Origin of the sequence: Consotaella aegiceratis (genome assembly GCF_036541425.1) — a bacterium.
Taxonomy (GTDB): domain Bacteria; phylum Pseudomonadota; class Alphaproteobacteria; order Rhizobiales; family Rhizobiaceae; genus Consotaella; species Consotaella aegiceratis.
The window spans coordinates 1-25,027 of sequence record NZ_JAZHFT010000012.1 but is presented as its reverse complement, the minus strand read 5'-3'; the positions used below and the strand labels follow the sequence as shown (position 1 = coordinate 25,027).

Here is a 25,027-nt window from a genome sequence, read left to right as displayed (position 1 = left end):
GCCGATCAGGCTTCGCCGCCGGTGTCGGTGTCGTCGGACTTGGTCTTGCGCGGGGCGCGGGGCTTCTTGGCCGGAGCCTTTGTGGCCTCGGTCGCCTCTGCCTCGGCAACGCTCTCGGTCGAGGCGGTGGCCGGTGCTGCGGCCTCCACATTCTCGTCCGCTGCCGCCTCTGCCTCGGCCTTCTTTCTGGACCGGGCCGGCGCAGCCTTCTTGCCGCCGGTGAGGATCTCGCTGATCTTGATCAGCGTCAGATCCTGGCGATGGCCGCGGGAGCGCTTGGAGTTCTGGCGGCGACGCTTCTTGAAGGAAATGACCTTCTTGCCGCGCGTTTGCTCGACGATCTCGGCGGTGACGCTGGCGCCGTCGACGAGCGGCGCACCAACGGTAGAATCGACCATCAGCACTTCGCCGAACGTGACGCTGTCGCCGGCGTTGCCGGGGATACGCTCGATGGTGAACTGGTCTTCGGGGGCAACACGGTACTGCTTGCCGCCGGTTTTGATGACTGCGAACATTTGACCCTCGTTCGGTCGGCTCTCGGCTGTGCCGGGCCGTCTTTTTGTCAGTCGGTTGCGGTTCGATCGCCCGATGCCAGGACCGGGAGATACACGGGGAGGCCGGAGACCGGCCAGGCTGCGGGCCGTATGGCACGCAAAAATAGGGCGCGGTTGCCCACGCCCGTTGGCCGACCTGTTAGCCGAAGCGTCCGCCATCGTCAAGCAGCGTCGCACCCGAGGGCGCGGCGCCGCACAGACGAATCGCTTAGCGAATGGGCTGCCACTTGCACCCCTGCGGGCTGGAGCAGACCGGAGGCGGCGGAGCATCGCGACGCGGCGGCTCGGCGCGCCGATCGGGCACGTCTCGACGGTCGCGGTCGCGATCTCGGTCATGTCCACGATCGCGGTCGCGGTCGCGATCACTCCGGCGGTCGTCGCGGTCGCGATCCCGGTCCCGGCGCGGCGGAGGGGGGCGACGGTCATGCCGATCCCAATCTCCGCGATGGTCGTCCCAGCGATCGCGGTCGCGATAGAACGGCCGGTCGCGATAGTAGCGATCCCAGTAATTGCCGAAGGAGAAGGTGACGATCGGCGCGTGCATGCGCGGAACGATAGCCGCGCCCGTATAGCGGCGCCCATTGTCCAGATAGGCCAGATAGTTCGACGACATCCAGCCGCGCGCGCCGTAATAGCCGACATCACACCACGAACGGCTTTGAAGGCAGCCGTAGACCGTGACGTTGTCTCTGTTGCGCACGACAGTGATGACCGGATAGCGGGTCGACGGGCCGGCGCGCAGATTGACGTCGGCGGTGGCGATGGCGCTCGCCTGAGCCCAGGCGGCGGCCGGCAGGGAGACGGCGCCGGTCATGACGATGGCGGCGATTGCCCTCTTCAACATTTCGATAGTCCTCCTGAAAGGAACGGGTCCCTTGTCTTTTGTTGTCCCTATAAATGGCCAGCCGACCTGAACCGTTCCTGAACGCCGTTCGCCGATACCGAACGAGCGTGCATCGGCGCCACGACTCGCGAGTTCGCGACAAGGGCTTGTCGAAAAAACGGCGGATGTTCCGAATTCGCCTAAAGCCGGGACTCGATCGCGTCCCACAGGAGCGCGGCGGCGTCCGGCCCGCCGAAGCGCTTCACCTCGCGGATGCCGGTGGGCGAGGTGACGTTGATCTCGGTGAGATAGCCGCCGATCACGTCGATGCCGACGAAGATCAGGCCGCGGCGCTTGAGCTCGGGCCCGATGCGCTCGCAGATCTCGCGCTCGCGCTCGGTCAGCTCCGTCGCCACCGCCTTGCCGCCGACATGCATGTTGGAGCGCGCGTCGGTGTCGGACGGAATGCGGTTGATGGCGCCGGCGAATTCGCCGTCGATCAGAAGGATGCGCTTGTCGCCCTGGCGCACGTCCTTCAGATAGCGCTGGGCGATGAAGGGCTCGCGGAAGAGCAGGCCGAAGGTCTCGAGGAACGAGGTGAGGTTGCGGTCTTCGCGGGTCAGGTGGAAGACGCCGGCGCCGCCATTGCCGTAAAGCGGCTTCAGGACGATCTCGCCGAATTCGGCCCGGAAGGCCGCGACCTCTTCGGCGTCCTTGGTGATCAGCGTTTCCGGCATCAGGTCGGCATATTCGGTAACGAAGATCTTTTCCGGCGCGTTGCGCACCGAGGCCGGATCGTTGACCACCAATGTCTTCGGATGGATGCGGTCGAGGATGTGGGTCGAGGTGATGTAGGCCATGTCGAAGGGCGGGTCCTGGCGCAGAAGCACCACGTCCATCTCCGACAGGTCGAGCTTTTCGGACGGGCCGAGCGTGAAGTGGTTGCCTTCCTCCTCGCGCAGGATCATCGGCTCGCCGCGCGCCGTCACCACGCCGTCGCGCAGCGACAGGCGCTCGGGCGTATAGTGGAACAGTTCGTAGCCGCGCTGCTGAGCCTCCAGCGAGATGGCGAAGGTGGAATCGCCCTTGATGGTGATCGACGAGACATGGTCCATCTGGACCGCAACTTTCAGCGCCATGACCGGCTCCCTGGCTAATCGCGAATGCTCGGGAAGGGAGCGGTAGTCGGTCGGCGGGGCATTGGCAATCGGCGAGTGCGGGAGTGGTCGCCGAGCCGGCCGCGCCGGCTGCAGGGTGCGGCGCGGGCTCGACGCGGCGCGCCTCGCCGGAAACAATGCCGTGTGGCGCTCGCGGAACGCGTCGCAACCGATGGAGGCTGTCCATGCGCATTCTCGGCCTGGATCACGTTCAACTGGCCATGCCGGCGGGTCGCGAAGACGACGCCAGAGCTTTTTACGCCGGTCTCCTCGGCATTCCGGAGGAGCCGAAGCCGCCGCATCTGGCGGCGCGCGGCGGCTGCTGGTTCGCCGACGGGGCCTTGAAGGTCCATCTCGGCGTCGAGGCCGACTTCTCGCCGGCCCGCAAGGCCCATCCAGCCTTCCTCGTCGACGACCTTTTCGCGCTCGTCGCCAGGCTGGAGGCGGCGGGCTGCACGGTCGCCGAGGACCAGCCGCTCGACGGCTACGACCGGCGCTACGTCGCCGACCCCTTCGGCAACCGCATCGAACTGATGCAGAAGACGGGGTGAGCGAAGGGAGCCGGCGGCACCGCCTCGATGTCCCGAAGCCGATGAACCAAGACATCGCTACGAACAAGGTCGCGGCGGGTCCGGGTTGGAAAAAGACAATTTCTTTCAGGGGCGTAGTCGGTAGAAAGATACCTTTCTGCTGCCGCTGAGAAACGCGATCTCTCGTGTAGCAACGGCGATTGGCCTCGTATGCTTTCTGCATGCTCCGGTCAGCCAAGCCGTTGTTCGCATTTTACCTGCTAGATAAAGCTTCTATTCGAAATCGCTCCTGATCAGACCGTTGTAGAAATTGAACGAGGTCGGCTTCGGGGCTACGCTCCAGAGCGAATAGATTTAGGATTCGGTTGTACGCGTCACCGAGGAATTTCAATTGCGCTTCGGGACTCCAATCTGCGCTTTGACGAACTGCTCGCGTGTCGTTTCGCCGGGACGGACGCCGATCTGATTGCCATTCGGAATACCAATGGACGTCTTTGACGCCGAAGAGTCCCGCTTCTACGCGACGGATTTTGTGCGCTTGGAAAAGATCCATAACCGCCATCGACGTCCGCAGAGAACGTGACCACTGCGCGAGCATAAGCTTGTCTTTGAGTAAGTACTGTCCCTGGTGCTGGGCAATCACGCTACCGTGCAAAACCCAGAACTCGCCAGTATCCTCAAAGAACATGGTCATGTTGGTGGAAGACGCTTTACCGTCATCCAGGTGATCTGTGATCCAATACCTGACAAATCCCTCTTCTGTAGCGCCTGAATTGCCGTGGCTTGCGCCATCGCTTGGCGCGTCCACAATGTGCGACTGGTGCAGGCCCGCGATATCCGAAATTGATGGCACGCCATTTTTCCAGCCAGCGGGAATGATCCGCATATAGGCCCGTGGAACACTGGGCATCGCAACATTCTTGCGTATCGCTCGCCCGAACGGGTCATTATGGATTAGCGTACCGCCAGCCGACGCCCAGATCGAGTGGTCGTCGGCGTTTGCCGGAACGCCAGGGATTGTTGCCGCGCCCGCAATGTCGTCGGCATGGTCCTCAAGGTTGACGCGCAATGCCTCCTTGAGATCATTAACGAGCTTCGAGCGGATCGCGGTGCGAGCTTTTTTGTCGGAATTTTCGGAGAGCGTGAAAGTTACGATACGCCGTTGACGGATGTCGAAGGGAAGGTCTTCCACCTTTGCACCGCTGTCCGTGTTCAGGATGCCAATCACACGCTCCCAGCCGGGCTTATGCATCGCCCAACCGAGTTCAATCATCACGTTGGGGTTCGGCAGCCATTTTCCGGCCTGCGATTGAGAGATAGGGGTAAGGTCGGCGACAAATACTGCCGCATCCGCTATCTTGTTGAGGATCGTGGACGCTATGTCAGCCATCCCACGTTCGCCCCTGGTATCGTGATCGATTTCGGGACGTTCCGCATCATCAATGCCGATTTCATCGGCAACTTGGCTGATTGCATCAACCAGGGCTTCGCGGATGAAGTGGCGGCAGGTCTTGGGCGAATAGTCGCTTTGCCAAGACCAGAATATTTTCGGGTGGCTGTTCATCGCTGTCATTTTGTCAAATGCATGCTCGAGCGAGCACATGGCATCGCATTAACTTTATCGCACAGATAATCGCCGACGGCCTCATCTAAACCATTGCCGACCTGGAGTGCGACAACCTTATTGCAGTGCCGCTGAAGCGCACTTTGACGCCTCGAATGCCCGCCACGAGCACATTCCCGCCGAAAAACTCCCGAACCCGGGCCGCCTCCCGACCGGCGGCCTATCCCCGCGCCCGCCAGGCATCCCTCACATGCACCGGCCAGCGGCGCGGCAGTATCGCGACGAGGTCGAAGCGCAGGGAGAGGGTGGCGTAGTCGGGCTGGCGGGCGAGCCACAGGTCGGCGGCGGCCTCGATGCGGCGCTGGGCGGTCGGGCCGACGGCCTCCATCGCGGCTTCGAGCGTCGTGCGCGCCTTGACCTCGACGATGGCGACAAGGCTGCCGCGACGGGCGATCAGGTCGATCTCGCCGAGCTTTGTGCGGTAGCGCCGTTCCAGGATGCGATAACCCTTGAAGCGCAAGGCCCAGGCCGCCAACCGCTCGCCACGATGGCCGCGGACGAAGCCGCGGCGGCGCTTTTCGGTCGAGGCGGCAGTGCCCGCCATCACCGCTTCTTCATGGCCAGCGCGCGGGCATAGAGGTCGCGGCGCGGCAGGCCGGTGAGGCGCGCGGCCTCCTGTGCGGCCTTGGCGGGCTTCATTTCGTCGAGCAGCCCGGCCAGGATCGTATCGACGTCCTCGGCGGTCGCCGGGGCTTCGGCGGGCGGCGGGGCGATGACGACTGCGATCTCGCCGCGCACGCGCTCCATCGCCGCGAAGTCGCGCGCCAGATCGCCGAGTGGGCCGCGATAGGTGGTCTCGTGCGCCTTGGTGAGCTCCCGGCAGACGGCGGCGGGCCGCTCGGCGCCATAGATTTCGGCCATGTCGGCGAGGCTTTCGGCGATGCGGTGCGGCGCCTCGTAGAAGACGAGCGTGCCCGGCACGCGCACCAGCTCTTCCAGCCGGCCGCGCCGGGCCATCTGTTTGGGCGGCGGAAAGCCGGCGAAGAAGAAGGATTCGGCCGGCAGGCCCGAGGCGATGAGGGCGGACAGGACCGCCGAGGCGCCGGGGATCGGCCAGACCGGGATGCCGCGATCGATCGCGGCCTGGGCCAGCCGCGCGCCCGGATCGGAGACCAGCGGGGTGCCGGCGTCGGAGACCAGCGCCACCGAGAGGCCGGCTTCCAGGTCGGCGATCAGCGCCGCGCCGGCTTCGGCCGCGTTGTGCTCGTGATAGGAGACCGTCCGGCGCTCGATGCCATAGCGGGCGAGCAGCTTGGCGGTGACCCGCGTGTCCTCGCAGGCCAGCCGATCGGCGCCCGCGACGATCTCCAGCGCGCGCAAGGTGATGTCGCCGAGATGGCCGATCGGCGTGGCGACGAGATAGAGTCCCGGTTCGGGCGGAAGGGCGGTGAAGCCATGCTCTCCGACACGGTAGGAGCGGCCGGATCGATCGTTGTCAGTCATGGCGCGATCATCGCTGTCGCCGTTCGATCACGCAAGATCAGCGACGACGGCGTCGAGCACCATCGATCCCGGTGATCAACCCAGCCGCTCGGCGATCCAGAGCTTGATAAGGGCCTGCCGGGTCACGCCCAGGCGTTGCGCCTGCCGGTCGAGGCCGGCCACGACCCAAGCCGGGAAATCGACGTTGACACGTCTGGTTTCCACATTCGGCCGCCGAGCTTTGGACCAGTCCACGAGATCACTGACGTCCTCGCCGTCGTCGAAACGCTGATCGAATTCATTTGCCTTCATAGATCTCGATCTCCTTCGCACGGGATCGGCGTACCGAAATCAGTCGGAGATTGTCTCCTCGTTGTGCACACACCGCCGACCAATGTTGGTCCGCGATCTGTCCAACCACAAGAAAGCGCGGCTCGTCATCCGTACGGGCCGGTGCCTCAATCATCCGAGGGTCATCCCAAAGCGCCTGGGCTTCGTCGAAATCAATGCCGTGTTTGAGCTTGTTCGCGGCACTCTTCTCAGGATCGTACTCGAACATCGTTGGCATATAGGTATGGAAATTGTGCGATTTCTATACCTAAGCAGGCCAGCGATAAGGAGTCGAGCGCCGATGAGCGCTTTTTAGTCGTTGGGCTCGAATTCGATCACGCAAGATCGGCGACGACGGCGTCGAGCACCAGCATGCCGGCCGGCGTGGCGCGCAGCCGGTCGGGGCCGAGGCGCTCGATCATGCCGTGGCCGGTCAGCTCCCGTTCGGCGGCGGGATCGAGGTCGCGGCCGGACATCTGGCGCCAGCGCTTCAGGTCGACGCCCTCGGTGAGCCGCAAGCCCATCAACAGCAGTTCGTCTGCCTCTTCCTGGCGCGACAGCGCATCGTCGATCACCACGCCGCTGTCCCAATCCTCGACCATCGACAGCCAGCGCTCGGGATTGGGTTCGGTCGCAATCGCATGGCGGCCGTGCCGGCCCATCAGCCGGCCATGGGCGCCTGGCCCGATGCCGGCGTAAAGGCCGTAGCGCCAATAGGTGAGGTTATGCCGCGATTCCGCGCCCGGGGCCGCATGGTTGGAGATTTCGTAGGCTGGCAGGCCGCGCCCGGCGGTGACGCTCTGCGTCACCTCGTAGAGATCGGCCGACAGGTCGCCATCGGGCACCTTGAGCTTGCCGGCCTTGTGCAGCGCGTAGAACGGCGTGCCGTATTCGATGGTGAGCTGGTAGAGCGACAGATGATCGGCGGCGAGGTCGATCGCCTGGGCCAGTTCGGCCTCCCATGCCGCCACGCTCTGCCCCGGGCGGGCATAGATGAGGTCGAAGGAGAGCCGCGGGAAGATCTCGCGGGCGAGCCCGATGGCAGTCAACGCCTGCTCCACGTCGTGAAGCCGGCCGAGCAGCCGGAGATCGGTGTCGTTCAGCGCCTGGACGCCGAGCGACAGCCGGTTGACGCCGGCCGCGCGATAGCCGCGGAAGCGGTCGGCCTCGACGCTGGACGGATTGGCCTCCATGGTGATTTCGGCCTGGGGCGCCACGGTCCAGTTGGCCGCGACGCTTTCGAGAATGGCGCCGACCGTCTCCGGCTTCATCAGCGACGGCGTTCCGCCGCCGAGGAAGATCGAGGTGACGGTCTGGCCGCGCGAGCGGCCGGCCATGGTCGCGATCTCGCGCGCAAAGGCGCGGGCATAGCGCTCCTGGTCGATCGCCTGATGGCGCACATGGCTGTTGAAGTCGCAATAGGGGCACTTGGCAGCGCAGAACGGCCAGTGCACGTAGACGCCGAAACCGGGATCGCGGGAGGCCGTGGCAAGCGGCCTGATATCGGCGGTCATGCGCTCCATGACGGTCATGGTACGGTGAGCAGGCCTTCGGCGAACAGCCGGAAGGCGCGGGCGCGATGCGACAGGGCCTCGCTCTGGCCCGGAGACCAGCCATGCTTGGCCGAAGATTCCATCTCGCCGAAGGTCTTGTCGAAGCCATTCGGCAGAAACACCGGATCGTAGCCGAAGCCGAGCTCGCCGCGCGGCGGCCAGACGATCATGCCCTCGACCTCGCCGCGAAACTCCTGGGTGGCCCCGTCGGGCCAGGCGAGGCACAGCACGGCGACGAAGCGGGCGCCGCGCTTGTCGGGCGTGGTCGCACCGGCCGCCTGCAGCTTTTCCTCGATGTTGCGCATGGCCATCGCGAAATCGCGGCCGCCGCCGGCCCAGCGCGCCGAATAAATGCCGGGCGCGCCGTCGAGCGCGTCGACGCACAGGCCCGAATCGTCGGAGAGCGCCGGCAGGCCGGACGCCGTCGCCGCGGCCACCGCCTTCAGCCGGGCGTTTTCCTCGAAGGTCGTGCCGGTTTCTTCCGGCTCCGGCAGATCGCGTTCGGCCGCCGAGGTGACGACGAAACCGAAGGGCGCCAGCAGCTCGCGGAATTCGCGCACCTTGCCTTCGTTGTGGCTGGCGACCAGCAGCGGTCCGTCGTGGCGGTCGAGCCTTGCTGCCATGACGCTCAAGCCACCGCCATCTTCTGCATCTCCACCAGACGGTTGATGCCGCCGCGCGCGAGCGCCATCAGCTGCAGAAATTCCTCCTCGCTGAAGGGCGCACCCTCGGCGGTGCCCTGAATTTCGACGATGCCGCCCGAGCCGGTCATGACGAAGTTGGCGTCGGTGCCGGCGGCGGAATCCTCCAGGTAGTCCAGGTCGAGGACCGCCGATCCGCCATGGATGCCGCAGGAGATCGCGGCGACATGATCCTTCAGCACCTTCGCACGCTGGATCATGGCGCGGCTTTCCATCCAGGCCAGGCAATCGTTGAGCGCCACCCAGGCGCCGGTGATCGAGGCGGTGCGCGTGCCGCCGTCGGCCTGGATGACATCGCAGTCGACGGTGATCTGGCGTTCGCCCAGCGCTTCGAGATCGACAACGGCGCGCAGGGAGCGGCCGATCAAGCGCTGGATCTCCTGGGTGCGGCCGGACTGCTTGCCGGCGCTTGCTTCGCGGCGCATGCGGTCGCCGGTGGCGCGGGGCAGCATGCCGTATTCCGCCGTGACCCAGCCGCGGCCCGAATTGCGCAGCCAGCCGGGAACCTTTTCCTCGAGACTGGCCATGCACAGCACATGCGTGTCGCCGAACTTGACGAGGCAGGAGCCTTCGGCATGGCGCGAGACGCCGCGCTCCAGGCTGACGGGGCGCATCTGGTCGTTGGCGCGTTTGGTCGGTCGCATGAGCGGGCAGAATCTCCGATAAGGGGTGCTGGGCCGCGCAGGTCGGCCGGCGAATCGTGGCCGGCTTTTACCGCAACGCGACGGCGTCGCAAACCGCACCCTGCCACATCTCTTGGCGCGGCCGCGATCAATTCGTATATTCAGGTCCTCATGTCAGGATGTCGTTGCGGATGAACGAGTTGAGACGGCCGATCGCGGACCTGTCGGGACCGCTGGATGAGCGGTCGCGAGAGATATTCCGCCTCATCGTCGAGAGCTATCTGGAGCTGGGCGAGCCAGTGGGTTCGCGCTCGCTGTCGCGGCTTCTGTCGACCACCTTGTCGCCGGCCTCCGTGCGCAACGTGATGAGTGATCTGGAAACGCTCGGGCTGATCTATTCGCCGCATGTCTCGGCCGGCCGCGTCCCGACGGAGCTGGGCCTGCGCTTCTTCGTCGATGCCTTCCTGGAGGTTGGCGACCTGCCGCAGCAGGAACGCGAGGCGATCCAGGACAAGGTCCAGACGATCGGCGAAACGCGCAGCGTCGAGGCCCTGCTGACCGAGGCGAGCCAGCTGCTCTCAGGGCTGTCGCGCGGTGCCGGTCTGGTGCTCACGTCGAAATCCGATCTTCGCCTGAAGCATGTGGAATTCATCCGCCTGGAGCCGACCAAGGCGCTGGCCGTGCTGGTCGGCTCGAACGGCGACGTGGAAAACCGGGTGATCGACCTGCCGGCCGGGGTGACGGCATCGCAACTCGTCGAGGCCGCCAATTTCCTCAACGCCCACGTGGTCGACAGCACGCTGGGCGAAGCGCGCGACAAGGTCCAGGCGCTCAAGACCGCGATCGAGGGCGAACTCGACCTGCTGTCGCGCGGGCTCGTCGAGCAGGGTCTGGCCGTCTGGTCCGGCGCGGCGCAGGGCCAGCCGCCGCGCCTCATCGTGCGCGGTCGCGCCAATCTTCTGGAAAGCGTCACGGCGAGCGAGGACCTCGACCGCCTGCGGCTTCTGTTCGACGACCTGGAAACCAAGAGCGGCATCATCGAGCTTCTGGAACTGGCCGAGACGGGGTCCGGCGTGCGCATCTTCATCGGCTCGGAAAACAAGCTGTTCTCGCTGTCCGGTTCGTCGCTGGTGGTGGCGCCCTATCGCGACGAGACCGAGCGGGTGATCGGCGCGGTCGGGGTGATCGGGCCGACGCGTCTCAATTATCGGCGCATCGTGCCGATGGTGGACTATACCGCCCGGCTCGTTTCGCGGCTTCTGGTTCCCGGTGCGGCATCGACGCGGCCTTGATTTTCGTGTTCCGACCATCGATATCCCGCAACGAAAAGCCATGAAGCCGGCCATCGGGCCGCTATCCCAGAATCGGCTGACCAATAACGAGACGGGACGAACCGCAGCATGACGAGCGACATCAACAAGAGCCCTGAAACCGAGGTCGAGGCCCCGGAGGCCGCCGCGACCGTCGACGCTGACGCCACCGTGGAGTCGGCAGGCGCCAAAGCCAGCGGTTGGAGCGACCAGGAGACCTCGGCCAATGCCGACGCCGAGCGCATCGCCACGCTCGAAGCGGAAAACGCCGACGTCAAGGACCGGATGCTGCGCCTTGCCGCAGAAATGGAGAATCTGCGTCGCCGCACGGCGCGTGAGATTCACGACGCACGCCAATATGCGGTGGCGGCCTTCGCCCGCGACATGCTGCAGGTGGCCGACAATCTGCGGCGCGCCATCGAGGCGGTTCCGGCCGAGGCGAGCGAGAGCGGCGACACCGGTCTTACTTCGCTGCTGGAAGGCGTCGAGATGACCGAGCGCAGCCTGCTCGCGACCATGGAAAAGCACGGCGTCAAGAAGCTCGAGCCGGAAGGCCAGCGCTTCGACCCGAATTTCCATCAGGCGATGTTTGAAATCCCGAACACCGAGGTGCCGAACGGCACGGTGGTGCAGGTGGTCCAGGCCGGCTATTCGATCGGCGATCGCGTCCTCCGGCCGGCCATGGTCGGGGTATCGCGCGGTGGACCCAAGCAGTCCGCCGAGCCCAAGCCCAGCGCGGCGGCCGAGCCCGCGAACGGCAATGACGGCGAAACCGGAGCGGCCTGAGCGGGATCCTCTCCGGTCGATCGAACAACGAGAAGGCCCGGTGGCACAGTGATGCCGCCGGGCTTTTTTGTGTTTGCGAAGAGGGTAAGGTGTGAGCCGCGACAAAAGAGAGCCGGAGACAGCTTTCGCAGACGTCGCGGCGACCACCTTTCGTAACGGGATCCGCCTAGAACTTCGGGGCCGATCGTCCTGCCGCGCGGCAGGCGGCGACGACCGTATTCGCCATCAGCATGGCGATGGTCATCGGCCCAACGCCGCCCGGCACCGGCGTGACCGCCGCGGCCCGTTGCACTGCCTCGTCATAGGCGACGTCACCGACGAGGCGCGTCTTGCCTTCGCCCTTTTCGGGCGCCGGCACCCGGTTGATGCCGACGTCGATCACCACGGCGCCGTCCTTGATCCAGTCGCCCTTGATCATCCCGGGGCGGCCGACGGCGGCAACGAGCAGGTCGGCGTTGCGGCAGACCGCCGGCAGATCGGACGTTCTGGAATGGGCTGTCGTCACGGTAGCGTTGGCGGCCAGCAGAAGCTGGGCCATCGGCTTGCCGACGAGGTTGGAGCGGCCGACGACGACAGCGCTCTTGCCGGACAGGTCGGCGCCGAATTCCCTGCGCACGAGCACCATACAGCCGGCCGGGGTGCAGGGGATGAAGGCCTCGTCCAGCGCGCCGGCGGCAAGCCGTCCGGCATTGATCAGGTTGAGCCCGTCGACGTCCTTGTCCGGATCGATCGCCTGGATCACGCGGCGGGCCTCGAGATGCGCCGGTAGCGGCAGCTGCTGGAGAATGCCGTGGATCGCCGGGTCGGCGTTGAGATCGGCCAGCAGCGCCAGGAGGTCCGCTTCGCTGGTCTCCGCCGGCAGGCGTTGCGTGACGGAATGAAAGCCGCATGCCTCGGCCATCCTGCCCTTGTTGGCCACATAGACCTGGCTCGCCGGATCCTCGCCCACGAGCACCACCGCAAGCCCGGGCGTGACGCCAGCCTCGGCTTTCAGCCGGGCGGCTTCCTCCTTGACGCGCGCCACGACCTCAGCCGCCACTGCCTTGCCGTCGATGCGCCTTGCCTCGGTCATTGCGTGTCCTGAAATGGCGTTGGGTATCGGGAACGGGCGGCCGGGCCGGACCGCCATCGGCGTCAGCCATAAAGCCTGGAACCGATCGCCTCAAGCATTGAAGCCGATCGGCCTCGCCAACGCTTTCATCGAAGCTGGCAGAAAATGGACGCCAAAACCCGGTCGATCAGGACGGATACTCTAAAGGCTCGCGGCCGTTCGCGCAGCCTGATCGTAGTGGCCGGAGAGCACGCGCAACAGCGCGGCGAGATTGGACAGGGCTTCGGGTGACAGGCCGATCTCCTTCACGTCGCCGACCAGCACCGCCTCGCGCAGCTCGCGATAGCGCCGGCAGGCCGATTCGCCCTCGTCGGTGATCTCGATCAGGCGCTCCTTACCGGCCTTGCGGCGCGACACCAGCTTGCGCGCCTCCAGCTTCTTGATCGCATAGGAGGCCAGATGGGTATCCTCGATCCCGAGCACCAGACAGATGTCGGCCAGGCGCTTGGGCCGGCCGCGATGGGTGACGCTGTGCAACACCAGGATCTCGGTCGCCGTCAGCCCCGGATAGCCCGCCGCCGTCATGCAGCGCACCATCCAGCGCTCGAAGGCGTGCTGTGACAGGATCATGCCGAACTCGACCTCCGAGAGCTCGGGAAAAGCTCCGTCCGCCAGATGGGCGGAGGAGACGATCGGCCCGATCTTCGGCTTGTCGTCGTCCTGTTTCGAAACGCGCTGAGCCTTGCTCATCGCGAGCCTCCTCGTTCGGAGCGCGTATGATTCTATCGTCTCACACGTCGCTCTATCGCTGCATTGCCGCGAAATCGTTCGCCCCGACGCTCTAGAGCCTGCGGGCCTATCCTGCAAACATGGTCTTCGGCAGGTAAAGCGCGAGACCGGGGAAAAGCGCAAGCAGGACGATCATCACCAGCAGCAGGCAGAAGAAGGGCGCCGTGGCGCGCGCGATCCGGAAGATGTTCTGCCCGGTCAGCCCTTGGATGACGAAGAGGTTGAAGCCCACCGGCGGTGTGATCTGCGCCATCTCGACGACGATGACGAGATAGATGCCGAACCACAGCTGGTCGAAGCCGGCCTGTTCGACCAGCGGCATGATTACCGATGTGGTGAGGACCACCATGGAGATGCCGTCGAGAAAGCAACCGAGCACGACGAAGAAGAGGGTCAGCACGGCCAAAAGGCTCATCGGCGACAGGCCGAGCGAGCCGATCCAAAGCGCCAGATTGCGCGGCAGGCCGGTGAACCCCATGCCGGTGGTGACGACGGCCGCGCCCGCCAGGATGAAGGCGATCATGCAGGACGATCGTGTCGCCGCCAGAAGCCCGTCCTTGAAGTCGACCAGGGACAGCCCGCCCTGGAGGCGGGCGATGAGGAGCGACAGCACGACGCCGATGACGGCGGCCTCCGTCGGCGAGGCGAGGCCGCCATAGATCGAGCCGATGACGCCGCCGATCAGAAGGATGGTCGGCAGGATGCGGGTGAAGGCCGCGAACCGGCTGTCGCCGAACTGATCGGGCGTCTGCGGCATGAGGCTTGGCCGCAAGAGCGAGGCGATGCAGACATAACTCATGAACAGGGCGGCGAGCAGGATGCCCGGCAGAATGCCGGCGATGAACAGCCGGGCGATCGATTCGTCGACGGCGGCGCCGTAGACGATGAGGATGATCGACGGCGGGATCAGCAGTCCCAGCGTTCCGGAGCCCGCGAGCGAGCCGATGGCGATCGTGTCGTCGTAGCCGCGCGCCTTGAGCTCCGGCAGCGAGATCTTGCCGATGGTCTGGGTGGTGGCGGCCGAGGACCCGGAGACGGCGGCAAAGACCGCGCAGCCAACGACGTTGACGTGGATCAGGCGCCCGGGAAGACGCCGCATCAGCGGCGCGAGGCCGGCGAACATGTCTTCCGAAATGCGCGAGCGGAACAGGATCTCGCCCATCCAGACGAACATCGGCAGCGCCGTCAGATCCCAGGAGATCGAAGCTGACCAGAACGAGTTGGCGATGATCTGGGCATCGGGCAGGGCGGGCCGCGTCAACAGGGCGGCAAGCGCCGTCAGCGTGAGCGCGAGCGCCACCCAAAGCCCGGCCGCCAGAGAGCCGAACAGCACCACGATCAGAAGCAGGGAAATCGACAGAAGGCTCATCAGATCGCGCTGTCCTGGTGGACGTGCCGGGTGAGCCCACGGAAGGCCAGAACGGCTTCTTCGACCAGGGCGATGGTCAGGATCAGCAGCCCGAGGGTCATCGCCGCCTGGGGCAGGGCGAGCGGCACGCGCACCATGCCGTAGGAGACGTCGCCATGTTCGAAGCTCTTCAGGCTGTAGAGGGCGAGCGCATAGGTGGCGAAGCCCGCGATCGCCGCCGCGAGAAGAGCAACGAGCCCGTCGACGACGCGCCGCACGCCGGCCGGCAGCCTCTCGGCCACGAGATCGACGCGGATATGGACGTTGGCGGCGAGCGTGTCTGCGAGCGCGAGAAAGGTGGCGCCCGCCAGCAGGAAGCCGCAGATCTCGGCGAGCGACGGGATCATGAAGCCGAACGCCCGCTGCCCGAGTGCGACGAGAGCCCAGTCGACCAGGCGTCCGGCGATCTGCAGGGCGACCAGGCTGGCGATACCGAGAAGACAGGCGGCGGCCAGCAGACCCGCAAGTCTATAGAGAGTGGCGAGCGACCGTCGCATGAGACGCGCCTCGACGTTGAAGCTTATGGAGGGCGGAAAGCGAGGGGCCGGACATTGCTGCCCGGCCCCCGATCTGGTCCTACTTCTTGAATTCGCCGAGGATGGCCTCGCCGTCGGCGCCGGCCTTGTCTTTCCACTCCTCGGCAAGCTCTTCGCCGATCTTACCGAACCCGGCCGTGAGATCCTCCGAAGGAGGCGCGACCTCGATGCCATTGTCCTTCAGGAGCTGCGTCGTGCGCTCGGTTTCCGCCTTGGAGGCCTCCCAGCCGGCCTTCTCGGCATCGGCCGCCGCTTCCATGACGGCGCTCTGCTGCTCTTCGGGCAGCGCGTCGAAGGCCGACTGGCTCACCACCACCATGTTGCGCGGCAGCCAGCCCTGCATGTCGTAATAATGGCTGAGGAAGTCCCAGGCCTTGGAATCGACGCCGGTCGACGGCGAGGTCATCATCGCCTCGACGCGCCCCGTCGAAAAGGCGGTGGGCACGTCGGAGGCCTCGATCTGGGTCGGGATCATGCCCGCCTTGGTGGCGATCGCCTCTGTGCCCTTGTTATAGGCGCGAAAGGTCAGTCCATCGAGGTCGGCCATCGTCTTGATCGGCTTCTGGGTATAAAGGCCCTGAGGTGGCCAGGGGACGGAATAGAGCAGCTTCAGGCCGTCCTTTTCCAGCGCCGTTTCCAGCGCTGGCTTCTGCGCCTCGTAGAGCTTCCACGCCGCGTCGTAGCTGGTGGCCAGGAAGGGAACCGAATCCAGGCCGTAGACCGGATTCTCGTTTTCCAGGCGCGACACGAGCAACTCGCCGATCGGCACGATGCCGTCGCGCACCGAATTCTTGATCTCGGCATGCGCGATCAGAGTGTTGTTGGGATGCAGCGTGATCACCAGATCGCCGCCCGTCTTTTCTTCCACCGCCTCGACGAAAGCCATGTCGTTCTTGGTGTGAAAATTGCCCTCCGGATAGGGCGTCGGCATGTCCCATTGGGTTTGGGCGCCGGCCGCAGCCGGCAACATGAGCGCGGCGGCAAATACAACTGTCGTCGAAGGCTTCATGCGCGTCTCTCCAGACCGATCTCCACTTGGCGAAAAAAAGACTTCCATAAAAATTGACGACGGTCAACTCATCGGTAATATGTCGATAAATTGCTGACGTTTTTGCCTATTCGCTAGGCGAGGAGATTAAAATGCAGGCAGGTAAGTGGGATTTCTGGATCGACCGTGGCGGCACCTTCACGGACGTCATCGGCCGCAGTTCGGACGGCGCGCTGCATGCCCGCAAGCTGCTTTCGGAAAATCCCGGCGTCTATGACGACGCGGCGCTGGAGGGAATCCGCGTCCTGCTCGGGGCGGCGGCGGGCGAGCCGTTGCCGTCGGGCCGTATCGGTACGGTGCGGATGGGCACGACGGTCGCCACCAATGCCCTGTTGGAGCGCAAGGGCGACCGCACCGCGCTGATGATCACCCGCGGCTTCCGCGATGCGCTCAGGATCGCCTATCAGGCGCGGCCGGACATCTTCGCCAAGGAGATCATCCTGCCCGAGCAGCTCTACGAGCGGGTCGACGAGGTGGCGGAGCGGGTTCTGGCGGACGGCACGGTCGAGACCGAACTCGATGAAGAAGGCGTGAAGGCCGCCCTGGCCGCGGCGAAAGACGACGGCATCGACGCGCTGGCGGTCGTCCTGATGCACTCCTGGCGCTATCCGGCGCACGAAAAGCGGATCAAGGAGTTGGCCCAAGCCGCTGGCTTCTCTCAGATTTCCGTCAGTCACGAGGTATCGCCCCTGGTCAAGATCGTCGGGCGCGGAGACACCACGGTGGTCGACGCCTATCTGACGCCGATTCTCGCGCGCTACGTCTCGCGAGTGGCCAAGGCGCTCGGTGCGGGCGCCGGCGATGAGGCGCCGTCGCTGCAGTTCATGATGTCGTCCGGCGGGCTGACGGCGGCCGATCTTTTCCAAGGCAAGGATGCGATCCTGTCCGGGCCGGCCGGCGGTGTGGTCGGCATGGCGGAGACGGCGCTTGCCGCCGGCTTCGACCGGGTGATCGGCTTCGACATGGGCGGCACGTCGACGGACGTCACCCATTATGCCGACGGCTACGAACGGGCACTGGATTCGGAGGTCGCGGGCGTGCGCATCCGCGCGCCGATGATGCGGATCCACACGGTGGCGGCCGGCGGCGGCTCGATCCTGCATCTCGACCAGGGTCGGTTTCAGGTCGGTCCGGCCTCGGCCGGCGCCCATCCCGGTCCGGCCGCCTACGGCAAGGGCGGTCCGCTCACCGTCACCGACGCGAACGTGATGCTCGGCAAGCTGAAGCCGGAGCTGTTTCCCGCCGTGTTCGGGCCGAACCAGGACCAGCCGCTGGACGCCGACGTCGTGCGAACGAAATTCGCCGCGCTGGCGGACGAGATCGGCGACGGGCGTCGTCCGCAAGAGGTGGCCGATGGCTTCCTGACCATCGCGGTCGAGAACATGGCGAACGCCATCAAGAAGATCTCGGTCCAGCGCGGCTACGATGTGACGCGCTATCTTCTGAACTCCTTCGGCGGTGCCGGCGGGCAGCATGCCTGCCGCGTCGCCGACGCGCTCGGCATGGAAACCGTGCTGGTGCATCCGATGTCCGGTCTGCTCTCGGCCTACGGCATCGGCCTGTCGTCGCTGTTTGCCAGCCGCAGCCAGGCGCTGGTGGCGCCGCTGGCCGAGGACTCTTTGCCGGTGATCGGCAATTTGGCGGATCGGTTGGCGGACGAGGCCCGCGCCGAACTGGCAGGGCAGGGCCTGGCCACGGACGGCATCGACGTGACCGTGCTGCTGCAACTGCGCTACGACGGCACCGACACGACCCTGCCGGTGCTTCACGACGGCGATCCCTCCGCAGCACGGCAGCGCTTCGAGGCGGCGCATAAGGCGCAATTCGGCTTCATCTACGAGGACCGGCCAATCGTGGTGGAAACCGTTTCGGTCGAGGCGAGCGAGCGCCATACCGACACGGCGCGCGGCGAGACCGTCGGCGCGGATTCCTTCGAGGCCATGCCGGATGACACCGGCAGCTTCTTTTCCGGGGGCATGGATCGTGAAGCCGGCATCTTCCGGCGCGAGAGCCTGACGCCTGGCGCCCGCATCAAGGGGCCGGCCCTGATCATCGAGCCGAACCAGACCATCGTCGTCGAGCCCGGCTGGAGTGCCGAGGTGACGGCGCTCGACGACGTGCTCCTGCGCCGCACCGAAAAGCGCGTGCGCCACGCCGCGCTCGGCACCTCCGGCCGGGCGGGCGCAGAGGCGGGCGCCGACCCGGTGCTGCTCGAAGTGTTCAACAACCTCTTCATGTCGATCGCCGAGCAGATGGGGGTAACGCTGCAGAACACCGCCTCCTCGGTGAACATCAAGGAGCGGCTCGACTTTTCCTGCGCGGTCTTCGACGCCACCGGCGCGCTGGTCGCCAACGCCCCGCACATGCCGGTGCATCTCGGCTCGATGGACCGCTCGGTCGAAGCGATCATTCAGCAGAACCAGGGCGCCATCCGCCCGGGCGATGTCTTCGCGCTGAACGCACCCTATAACGGCGGCACCCATCTGCCCGACATCACAGTGGTGACGCCGGTGTTCGACGAGACGCGGGCGCGCATTCTCTTCTTCGTCGCCTCGCGCGGACACCATGCCGATGTCGGCGGCATCGCGCCGGGATCGATGACACCGCGCGCCACCACGGTCGACGAGGAGGGTGTGCTCATCGACAATCTGAAGCTGGTGGACGGCGGGCGCTTCCAGGAAGCCGCCCTGCGCCTGGTGCTGACCGAGCACCGCTATCCGGCGCGCAATCCGGACCAGAACATCGCCGACCTGAAGGCGCAGATCGCGGCCAACGAGAAGGGCGTCGCGGAGCTTCGCAAGATGGTCGAGGCGTTTGGTCTGGAGACCGTCGAAGCCTATATGGCGTTCGTCCAGGACAATGCGGCCGAAGCCGTGCGGGAGCTGATCGGCACGCTCGACGACTGCGCCTACGACTATCCGACCGATACCGGCCAGACGATCCGGGTGAAGGTGACGATCGATCGCGCGGCGCGCACCGCCACGGTCGACTTCACCGGCACATCCGACAGCCAGGCCAACAACTTCAACGCGCCGGAACCGGTGACGCGCGCCGCCGTGCTCTATGCTTTCCGGGTCATGGTCGAAAAGCCGATCCCGATGAATGCCGGCTGTCTCAGGCCGGTAACCATCGTCGTGCCCGAGGGCTCGATGCTCAAGCCGCACTATCCCGCCGCCGTCGTCGCCGGCAATGTCGAGACCTCGCAGCACATCACGAACGCCTTGTTCGGCGCCTTCGGTGCGCTGGCCAACTCGGAAGGCACGATGAACAATCTGACCTTCGGCGACGAAACCTATCAATACTACGAGACGATCTGTTCGGGTTCGCCGGCGGGACAGATGAATGACGGCCGGCGGTTCGCCGGCACGGCGGGCGTGCACGTCCACATGACCAATTCACGCCTCACCGACCCGGAAATCCTCGAGATGCGCTATCCGGTGGTGCTCGAGGATTTTCATATCCGGAAAGGCTCGGGCGGCGAGGGAGCCTGCCGCGGCGGCGACGGAACCAGCCGGACGATCCGCTTCTTGAAGCGGATGGATTGCGCCATCCTGTCGTCGCATCGCACGATCCCACCACGCGGTATTCTCGGCGGGCAGGACGGCGAGCCCGGCCGCACGGAGGTGCGTCGCGGCGATGGCCGGATCGAGCGGCTTGCCGGATGCGATCAGACGATTCTCGAGGCCGGTGAAGCGGTTATCGTTACGACGCCCACACCTGGAGGTTTATTTAAGACAACTTAAGCGTTATTTTGTGCTCAGTGATAACGCGTCATTATTCTGTCTATGAGAAAATTCGAAAGCGTCTGTAATCAATGAATTCGAAATCTCTCTAGCGTAGGAATTCTGCTTGCTTTCCTGAGAATTGTTCTGCGTTGGGGGCCTTCAGTGAACCTTACTATCTCCCGAAAGTTGGCGCTGTTAGTTAGTTTTGCGGTGCTTGTCTGCTTGACGGTGGTCGCGGTGCAGCTGTTCTCGCTGCGTCATGCGGTCGAACAGGAGCGTAGTGATCTGCTGCGGGCGCAAATCGCCACGGCGATTTCGATCGCCAACGGCTATAAGGCCCAGGCCGAGAGCGGCAAGATCACCGACGAGGTGGCACGTCAGCGAGCCGCGGAAGCGCTGAGCGCGATCCGCTACGGGAAAGACGACTACATCTTCGTCACCGATTTCGAAGGCAAGATGATCGTCCACCCCAACAAGGAGCTGATCGGCCAGACCCTTTGGGACAAGACCGATCCCAACGGCTTCCCGCTGTTCCAGTCGCTCATCGCCGAGGCGAAGAAGGGCGGCGGTTTCACGCCCTATCTCTGGCCCCGGGCCGGTGCCGAAGAGCCCGTCGCCAAGCTGAGTTATTCGGGCGGCATTCCGGAATGGGGCTGGATGGTCGGTACCGGTGTCTACATCGACGACCTGGAGGCGATCTTCTGGCGCGAAGTGGCCAATGCGGCGCTGTGGACGATCGGGCTGATGGTTCTCCTGTGTGGCGCCGGGTGGTGGATCGCGCGCGGAATCTCGCAGCCGCTGTCGAAGATTACCGAGGTGACGCGCGCCTTGGCGGGCGGCAACAAGTCGGTCGTCGTTCCGTTCCAGGCGCGCCATGACGAGATCGGCGCGATGGCCGGTGCGGTGGAGACGTTCAAGCAGGCGGCGATCGAACAGGATCGGCTGGAGGCCGAGGCAGCGCGGCTGCGCGAGGCGCAGGAGGCCGAGAAGGCGCGCCAGGTCGCCGAGGAGCACGAGAAGGCCGAGCGCCTGGAAGCCTTTGTCGGCGATATCGAGCAGGGCTTCGACCGCTTGTCGCAGGGTGACCTGACGGTGCGCCTGGAGCGGCCCGTCGCGCCTGAATACGAGGAAATCCGCGGCCGCTTCAATGCGTCGGTGGAAAAGCTGGAGGACACATTCGGCTCGGTGATCGGCTCGATCGGCTCGATCCGCTCGGGTCTGGACGAGATCAACACCGCGACGAACGACCTCGCCCAGCGCACCGAGCAGCAGGCTGCCGGCCTGGAAGAGACCACCGCGGCGCTGACGGAAGTGACGCGGGCGGTGAACGAGACGGCCGAAAGCGCCGGCCGTGCCCAGGCTTCGGCCCAGACCGCGCAGAAGAACGCCGAAAAGGGTGGCGCCATCGTCGGGCGCGCCGTCGAGGCCATGGCGGCGATCGAAAAATCGTCCGAGGAAATCGGCAAGATCATCGGCGTCATCGACGAGATCGCCTTCCAGACCAACCTCCTGGCGCTGAACGCCGGCGTCGAGGCGGCCCGCGCCGGCGAGGCGGGCAAGGGCTTCGCCGTCGTGGCGCAGGAAGTCCGCGCCCTGGCGCAGCGCTCGGCGGAAGCCGCCAAGGAGATCAAAGAGCTGATCTCGCAGTCCTCCGAGCAGGTCGGGCAGGGCGTCGAGCTGGTGACGGCGTCGGGCAAGAGCCTGGAGGAGATCGTCGCGGAGGTCGCCGCGATGTCCTCGGAGGTCTCCGAGATCGCCCGCACGGCCCGCGAGCAGGCGGTGAGCCTGAAGGAAGTGTCGACCGCCGCGGACCAGATGGACAAGGTGACGCAGCAGAACGCGGCGATGGTGGAGGAAACGACGGCGGCGGCGCAGACGCTGGCCAACGAGACCGACCAGCTGGCGCAGCTGATCGCGCAGTTCCGCACCGCGACATCGGCCGGCCATCAGGCGCAGGGCGCCCGCACCGCGCGCCGCCAGGCCTCGGTGCCGGCTGTCCGCCCTGCCGCCCCGGCGCGGCCTGCCGCCAAGCCGGTGCCGCAGATGAAGGCGACCGGCACCGGCGGTGCTGCGGCCAAGCCCGCCGCCGTCGAGGACGGCTGGGAGGAGTTCTGAGCCTCTCGACGCAAACAGCTGGACATTCGAGTCGGGCAGGGTCGCAAGATCCTGCCCGACTCGTTAAATCGCCTTAATTTTCTTCCATCAGCGAAAAGTGGGCGGCGACGCAGGATCCTTTCGGTAATCTTAAGAGATACCCTCCATCTTCGTTGCCACGCGCCGGACCGGCCAGTAGGGGACCAGGCTGTTCGGCGCGACACCCAGTGTACGGCAGAGGCGGGGCACAGAGCTGATGGCCGCAGGGCGTAGGCGCGAACGTATCGAACCCACATTCCAATCGGATGAACCGACGAACGAAGAGTTTCGCCTGTCCGACGACGATCGCGCCGTGCCCACCGCCGGCCAGCGGAAAAAGCCGGAGCGCGCGTCGCGCGGCGCTCGCGTTGCATCCGGTGCGGCGGCCCCATCGGCATCGAAGGCGGGGTCCGGCGCGGGCGGCAATGGCGGCGGTGGCCGGCGCCGCAGGCGGCGAAGCTTCCTCGGCCACATGTTCCGCCTGTGTCTGGCTCTCGGATTCTGGGGTGCCTTGGCGGTCTGCGGCGTGGTGGCTTATTTCGCCGTCACGCTGCCGCAGGAATCCTGGGCGATTCCGGAGCGTCCGCCCAACGTCAAGATCGTGTCGGTGTCGGGCAAGCTCTTGGCCAACCGTGGCATCACCGGTGGCGAAGCGGTGTCGCTGAACGAGATGAGCCCCTACATCCCCGAGGCGGTGATCGCCATCGAGGACCGCCGCTTCTATTCCCACTACGGCGTCGACCCGATCGGCATCATCCGCGCCTTCGCCGAGAACCTGGCGGCCGGTTCGACCGTGCAGGGCGGCTCGACGCTGACCCAGCAACTCGCCAAGAACATCTTCCTCAATCCGGAGCAGACGCTCGAACGCAAGATCCAGGAGGCGATCCTCGCGCTCTGGCTGGAGCACAAGTTCACCAAGGATCAGATCCTGGAGATGTACCTGAACCGGGTCTATTTCGGATCCGGCGCGACGGGCATCGATGCGGCGGCGCGGCGCTATTTCAACAAGTCGCCCAAGGACGTCAATCTCGGCGAGGCGGCCCTGCTGGCAGGCCTCCTCAAGGCGCCGTCGCGGCTGTCGCCGGCGCGCGATCCGCAAGCGGCCAAGGAGCGCGCCGACGTGGTGCTGGCGGCCATGCTCGACGAGGGCGTCATCACGCGCGCCGATTACGAGGCCGCGCTCAAGATGGAACCCACCCAGGCCAAGAGCTATTGGGACGGCGCCGAAAACTACGTCGCCGATCTGGTGATGAAGGATCTGAAGGACCTCGTCGGCCAGGTCCATGAAGACGTCGTGGTCGAGACGACCATCGACGTCAATCTGGAGCAGGCGGCCGAGAGCGCGATCCGCGAGACGGTCGACGGCGCCAACCGCAATGTCAGCCAGGGCGCTCTGGTGGCCGTCGACGGCACCGGTGCCATCCGCGCCATGGTCGGCGGCCGCGACTATGCCGAAAGCCAGTTCAACCGGGCGGTGGACGCCAAGCGCCAGCCGGGCTCGGCCTTCAAGCCGTTCGTCTACGAGACGGCACTGGAGTTCGGATGGTGGCCCGAGGCGGTGATGAATGACGCGCCGACCAAGATCGGCAACTGGACGCCCGAAAACTACGAGCGCGAATACAAGGGGCCGGTGACGCTGGCCTATGCGCTGGCGCACTCGCTCAACACCATCGCGGCGCAGCTGACGGCGGCGATCGGTCCGGAGGCGGTGATCCAGACGGCGCACCGCCTGGGTATCACCTCGCCGCTCGCCGACAACGCCTCGATCGCACTGGGCACCTCCGAGGTGTCACTGCTCGACCTGACCAGCGCTTACGCTCCGTTCTCCAATGGGGGCTACATGGCGCGGCCGTATCTGATCAGTCGCATCGCCACCGAGGACGGCCGCGTGCTTTTCGACCGTGGAGCCGAGGTGCCTGCCCATGTCGTGTCGAACGAGATCGTCGGTATGATGAACGCCATGCTGACGCAGGTCGTCGAAGCCGGAACGGGGCGCCGTGCCAAGCTCGATGGCTGGCAGGCCGCGGGCAAGACCGGCACCACCCAGGACTTCAAGGACGCCTGGTTCGTCGGTTATACGTCCAATCTGACGGCGGGCGTCTGGCTGGGCAACGACAATGGCGCCAAGATGAAGAGCGTCACCGGCGGCACGCTGCCGGCCGAGGCCTGGGCGAAATTCATGACGGCGGCGCATGCGGGCCTGTCTCCGACGCCGCTGCCAGGCGACTACGTCATCGGCGCGCGCGATCCGCTGATCGCCGAGGGCGGGGCAGGACTGCCGGGCGAGAGCGGCGGCTATATCGTCGGCAACGACCCCTATGCCAATCCCGCTTCCGGACCGGTTCCTCCCGGTTCGGTGCCGACGGCCGGGCTGCCGCGCCGCGAGCAGCCGCTGCCGGGCTCCGTGCTTGAGGGCCGTGTCGGCAACGGCGGCGGGCGGAACACCGACCGGTCGCTCTTCCATCGCCTTTTCGGGCGATAGCAGCGCGCCGCCGCTCGCCGGCAACCAAGCTCCTTCCGATCGCCGCCGCCTGCGATTGCGGCTCGGCATGAACCGTCGTTCGACGGCCAGGTCGCAATGGCGCTCGTGACGGATCATCGGAGCGGTCCGTTTTCGGACCGTGCCATCAACTCTTTCTCGACAACCGTCGTAAGCTCGGCCATAGGCGCGCAAACTTGCGCGACCTCATGAGATGGGTAGTTGCGCTGCAGGTCTTCTGCTGGTGATCCTGATCGCAACTTTGGCTTTCGGACCTCGAAGAGCCGGCAGGGCTCCGAATCCAAATTACTGAAGGGATGATGTGAGGAGTTCGGCGAGGTAGTCTGTCGACCATCCTGCGAGTTTACGGCGGGTTTTCAGGGAGTTCTTGTCGGTTGCGTTGCGGATGAGGTTGAGGGCGAAGTGGCGGACGACGGCCATATTC

At 65.6% G+C, this 25,027-nt stretch carries 22 protein-coding genes and 1 pseudogene; 6 read left to right on the top strand and 17 right to left on the bottom strand.

From position 1 onward, the window contains the following. Nucleotides 1–5 precede the first annotated feature (5 nt). From rplU to gshB, 3 genes are all read right to left on the bottom strand, one after another. Nucleotides 6–515 (bottom strand): 50S ribosomal protein L21, encoded by a 510-nt coding sequence (gene rplU / locus SMD10_RS10430; RefSeq protein ID WP_331685627.1) that lies wholly within the window; start codon nucleotides 513–515, stop codon nucleotides 6–8. 247 nt (nucleotides 516–762) lie between these two features. Next, nucleotides 763–1,398, bottom strand: coding sequence for an SH3 domain-containing protein (locus SMD10_RS10425; protein ID WP_331685626.1), 636 nt, complete (start codon nucleotides 1,396–1,398; stop codon nucleotides 763–765). A 179-nt stretch (nucleotides 1,399–1,577) separates the two neighbouring features. Then, a complete protein-coding gene (gshB, locus tag SMD10_RS10420) occupies nucleotides 1,578–2,516 on the bottom strand; it encodes a glutathione synthase (protein ID WP_331685625.1) in 939 nt (312 codons plus the stop codon). 203 nt (nucleotides 2,517–2,719) lie between these two features. Here gshB and SMD10_RS10415 point away from each other — a divergent pair, with 203 nt between their 5' ends. Continuing rightward, nucleotides 2,720–3,085 carry a VOC family protein gene (locus SMD10_RS10415; RefSeq protein WP_331685624.1) on the top strand — a complete coding sequence of 122 codons (366 nt, stop codon included), beginning with the start codon at nucleotides 2,720–2,722 and terminating at the stop codon, nucleotides 3,083–3,085. A gap of 232 nt (nucleotides 3,086–3,317) precedes the next feature. On the opposite strand, the gene SMD10_RS10410 is transcribed toward SMD10_RS10415, so the two are convergent. The 8 genes from SMD10_RS10410 to rph all read right to left on the bottom strand — a co-directional run bounded on the left by SMD10_RS10410 (nucleotide 3,318) and on the right by rph (nucleotide 9,338). Then, entirely contained in the window at nucleotides 3,318–4,667 is a 1,350-nt protein-coding gene (locus tag SMD10_RS10410) for a hypothetical protein (RefSeq protein WP_331685623.1), read from the bottom strand. Between the two features lie 181 nt (nucleotides 4,668–4,848). Continuing rightward, complete coding sequence (locus tag SMD10_RS10405) at nucleotides 4,849–5,232, bottom strand: YraN family protein (RefSeq protein ID WP_331685622.1); 384 nt, start codon at nucleotides 5,230–5,232, stop codon at nucleotides 4,849–4,851. Beyond that, nucleotides 5,232–6,131 (bottom strand): 16S rRNA (cytidine(1402)-2'-O)-methyltransferase, encoded by a 900-nt coding sequence (gene rsmI, locus SMD10_RS10400; RefSeq protein WP_331685621.1) that lies wholly within the window; start codon nucleotides 6,129–6,131, stop codon nucleotides 5,232–5,234. Before rsmI ends, SMD10_RS10405 begins: the two co-directional genes overlap by 1 nt. A 75-nt stretch (nucleotides 6,132–6,206) precedes the next feature. Next, on the bottom strand, nucleotides 6,207–6,422 hold the full coding sequence (brnA, locus tag SMD10_RS10395) for a type II toxin-antitoxin system BrnA family antitoxin (protein WP_331685620.1): 216 nt from the start codon (nucleotides 6,420–6,422) through the stop codon (nucleotides 6,207–6,209). Continuing rightward, a complete protein-coding gene (locus SMD10_RS10390; protein ID WP_331685619.1) occupies nucleotides 6,409–6,669 on the bottom strand; it encodes a BrnT family toxin in 261 nt (86 codons plus the stop codon). Before SMD10_RS10390 ends, brnA begins: the two co-directional genes overlap by 14 nt. A gap of 106 nt (nucleotides 6,670–6,775) precedes the next feature. Further along, nucleotides 6,776–7,954, bottom strand: coding sequence for a radical SAM family heme chaperone HemW (gene hemW, locus SMD10_RS10385; protein ID WP_331685618.1), 1,179 nt, complete (start codon nucleotides 7,952–7,954; stop codon nucleotides 6,776–6,778). Between the two features lie 14 nt (nucleotides 7,955–7,968). Continuing rightward, on the bottom strand, nucleotides 7,969–8,616 hold the full coding sequence (gene rdgB / locus SMD10_RS10380) for an RdgB/HAM1 family non-canonical purine NTP pyrophosphatase (protein ID WP_331685617.1): 648 nt from the start codon (nucleotides 8,614–8,616) through the stop codon (nucleotides 7,969–7,971). Nucleotides 8,617–8,621: 5 nt separating this feature from the next. Continuing rightward, on the bottom strand, nucleotides 8,622–9,338 hold the full coding sequence (gene rph, locus SMD10_RS10375; RefSeq protein WP_331685616.1) for a ribonuclease PH: 717 nt from the start codon (nucleotides 9,336–9,338) through the stop codon (nucleotides 8,622–8,624). 170 nt (nucleotides 9,339–9,508) lie between these two features. On the opposite strand from rph, the gene hrcA reads away from it, so the two are divergent. Further along, complete coding sequence (gene hrcA, locus SMD10_RS10370; protein ID WP_331685615.1) at nucleotides 9,509–10,609, top strand: heat-inducible transcriptional repressor HrcA; 1,101 nt, start codon at nucleotides 9,509–9,511, stop codon at nucleotides 10,607–10,609. Nucleotides 10,610–10,717: 108 nt separating this feature from the next. Further along, nucleotides 10,718–11,413 carry a nucleotide exchange factor GrpE gene (gene grpE, locus SMD10_RS10365; protein ID WP_331685614.1) on the top strand — a complete coding sequence of 232 codons (696 nt, stop codon included), beginning with the start codon at nucleotides 10,718–10,720 and terminating at the stop codon, nucleotides 11,411–11,413. 166 nt (nucleotides 11,414–11,579) lie between these two features. Here grpE and folD read toward each other — a convergent pair whose 3' ends face one another. The 5 genes from folD to SMD10_RS10340 all read right to left on the bottom strand — a co-directional run bounded on the left by folD (nucleotide 11,580) and on the right by SMD10_RS10340 (nucleotide 16,206). Then, a complete protein-coding gene (gene folD / locus SMD10_RS10360; protein ID WP_331685613.1) occupies nucleotides 11,580–12,485 on the bottom strand; it encodes a bifunctional methylenetetrahydrofolate dehydrogenase/methenyltetrahydrofolate cyclohydrolase FolD in 906 nt (301 codons plus the stop codon). 180 nt (nucleotides 12,486–12,665) lie between these two features. Then, the gene (locus SMD10_RS10355; RefSeq protein WP_331685612.1) at nucleotides 12,666–13,214 is read right to left on the bottom strand and encodes a winged helix DNA-binding protein; all 549 of its coding nucleotides are present in this window, start codon (nucleotides 13,212–13,214) and stop codon (nucleotides 12,666–12,668) included. Nucleotides 13,215–13,320: 106 nt separating this feature from the next. Next, nucleotides 13,321–14,622 (bottom strand): TRAP transporter large permease, encoded by a 1,302-nt coding sequence (locus SMD10_RS10350; RefSeq protein WP_331685611.1) that lies wholly within the window; start codon nucleotides 14,620–14,622, stop codon nucleotides 13,321–13,323. Further along, a complete protein-coding gene (locus tag SMD10_RS10345; RefSeq protein ID WP_331685610.1) occupies nucleotides 14,622–15,158 on the bottom strand; it encodes a TRAP transporter small permease subunit in 537 nt (178 codons plus the stop codon). The genes SMD10_RS10350 and SMD10_RS10345 overlap by 1 nt, the downstream gene beginning before the upstream one ends. A gap of 79 nt (nucleotides 15,159–15,237) precedes the next feature. Then, a complete protein-coding gene (locus SMD10_RS10340) occupies nucleotides 15,238–16,206 on the bottom strand; it encodes a TRAP transporter substrate-binding protein (protein WP_331685609.1) in 969 nt (322 codons plus the stop codon). Nucleotides 16,207–16,337: 131 nt separating this feature from the next. On the opposite strand from SMD10_RS10340, the gene SMD10_RS10335 reads away from it, so the two are divergent. From SMD10_RS10335 to SMD10_RS10325, 3 genes are all read left to right on the top strand, one after another. Next, entirely contained in the window at nucleotides 16,338–19,988 is a 3,651-nt protein-coding gene (locus tag SMD10_RS10335) for a hydantoinase B/oxoprolinase family protein (protein ID WP_331685608.1), read from the top strand. Between the two features lie 144 nt (nucleotides 19,989–20,132). Continuing rightward, on the top strand, nucleotides 20,133–22,085 hold the full coding sequence (locus tag SMD10_RS10330) for a methyl-accepting chemotaxis protein (protein ID WP_331685607.1): 1,953 nt from the start codon (nucleotides 20,133–20,135) through the stop codon (nucleotides 22,083–22,085). 235 nt (nucleotides 22,086–22,320) lie between these two features. Then, entirely contained in the window at nucleotides 22,321–24,585 is a 2,265-nt protein-coding gene (locus SMD10_RS10325) for a transglycosylase domain-containing protein (protein ID WP_331685606.1), read from the top strand. A 303-nt stretch (nucleotides 24,586–24,888) separates the two neighbouring features. Here the strand turns inward: SMD10_RS10325 and SMD10_RS10320 are convergent. Continuing rightward, nucleotides 24,889–25,027, bottom strand: a pseudogene (locus SMD10_RS10320) (ISAs1 family transposase); the annotation flags it as partial.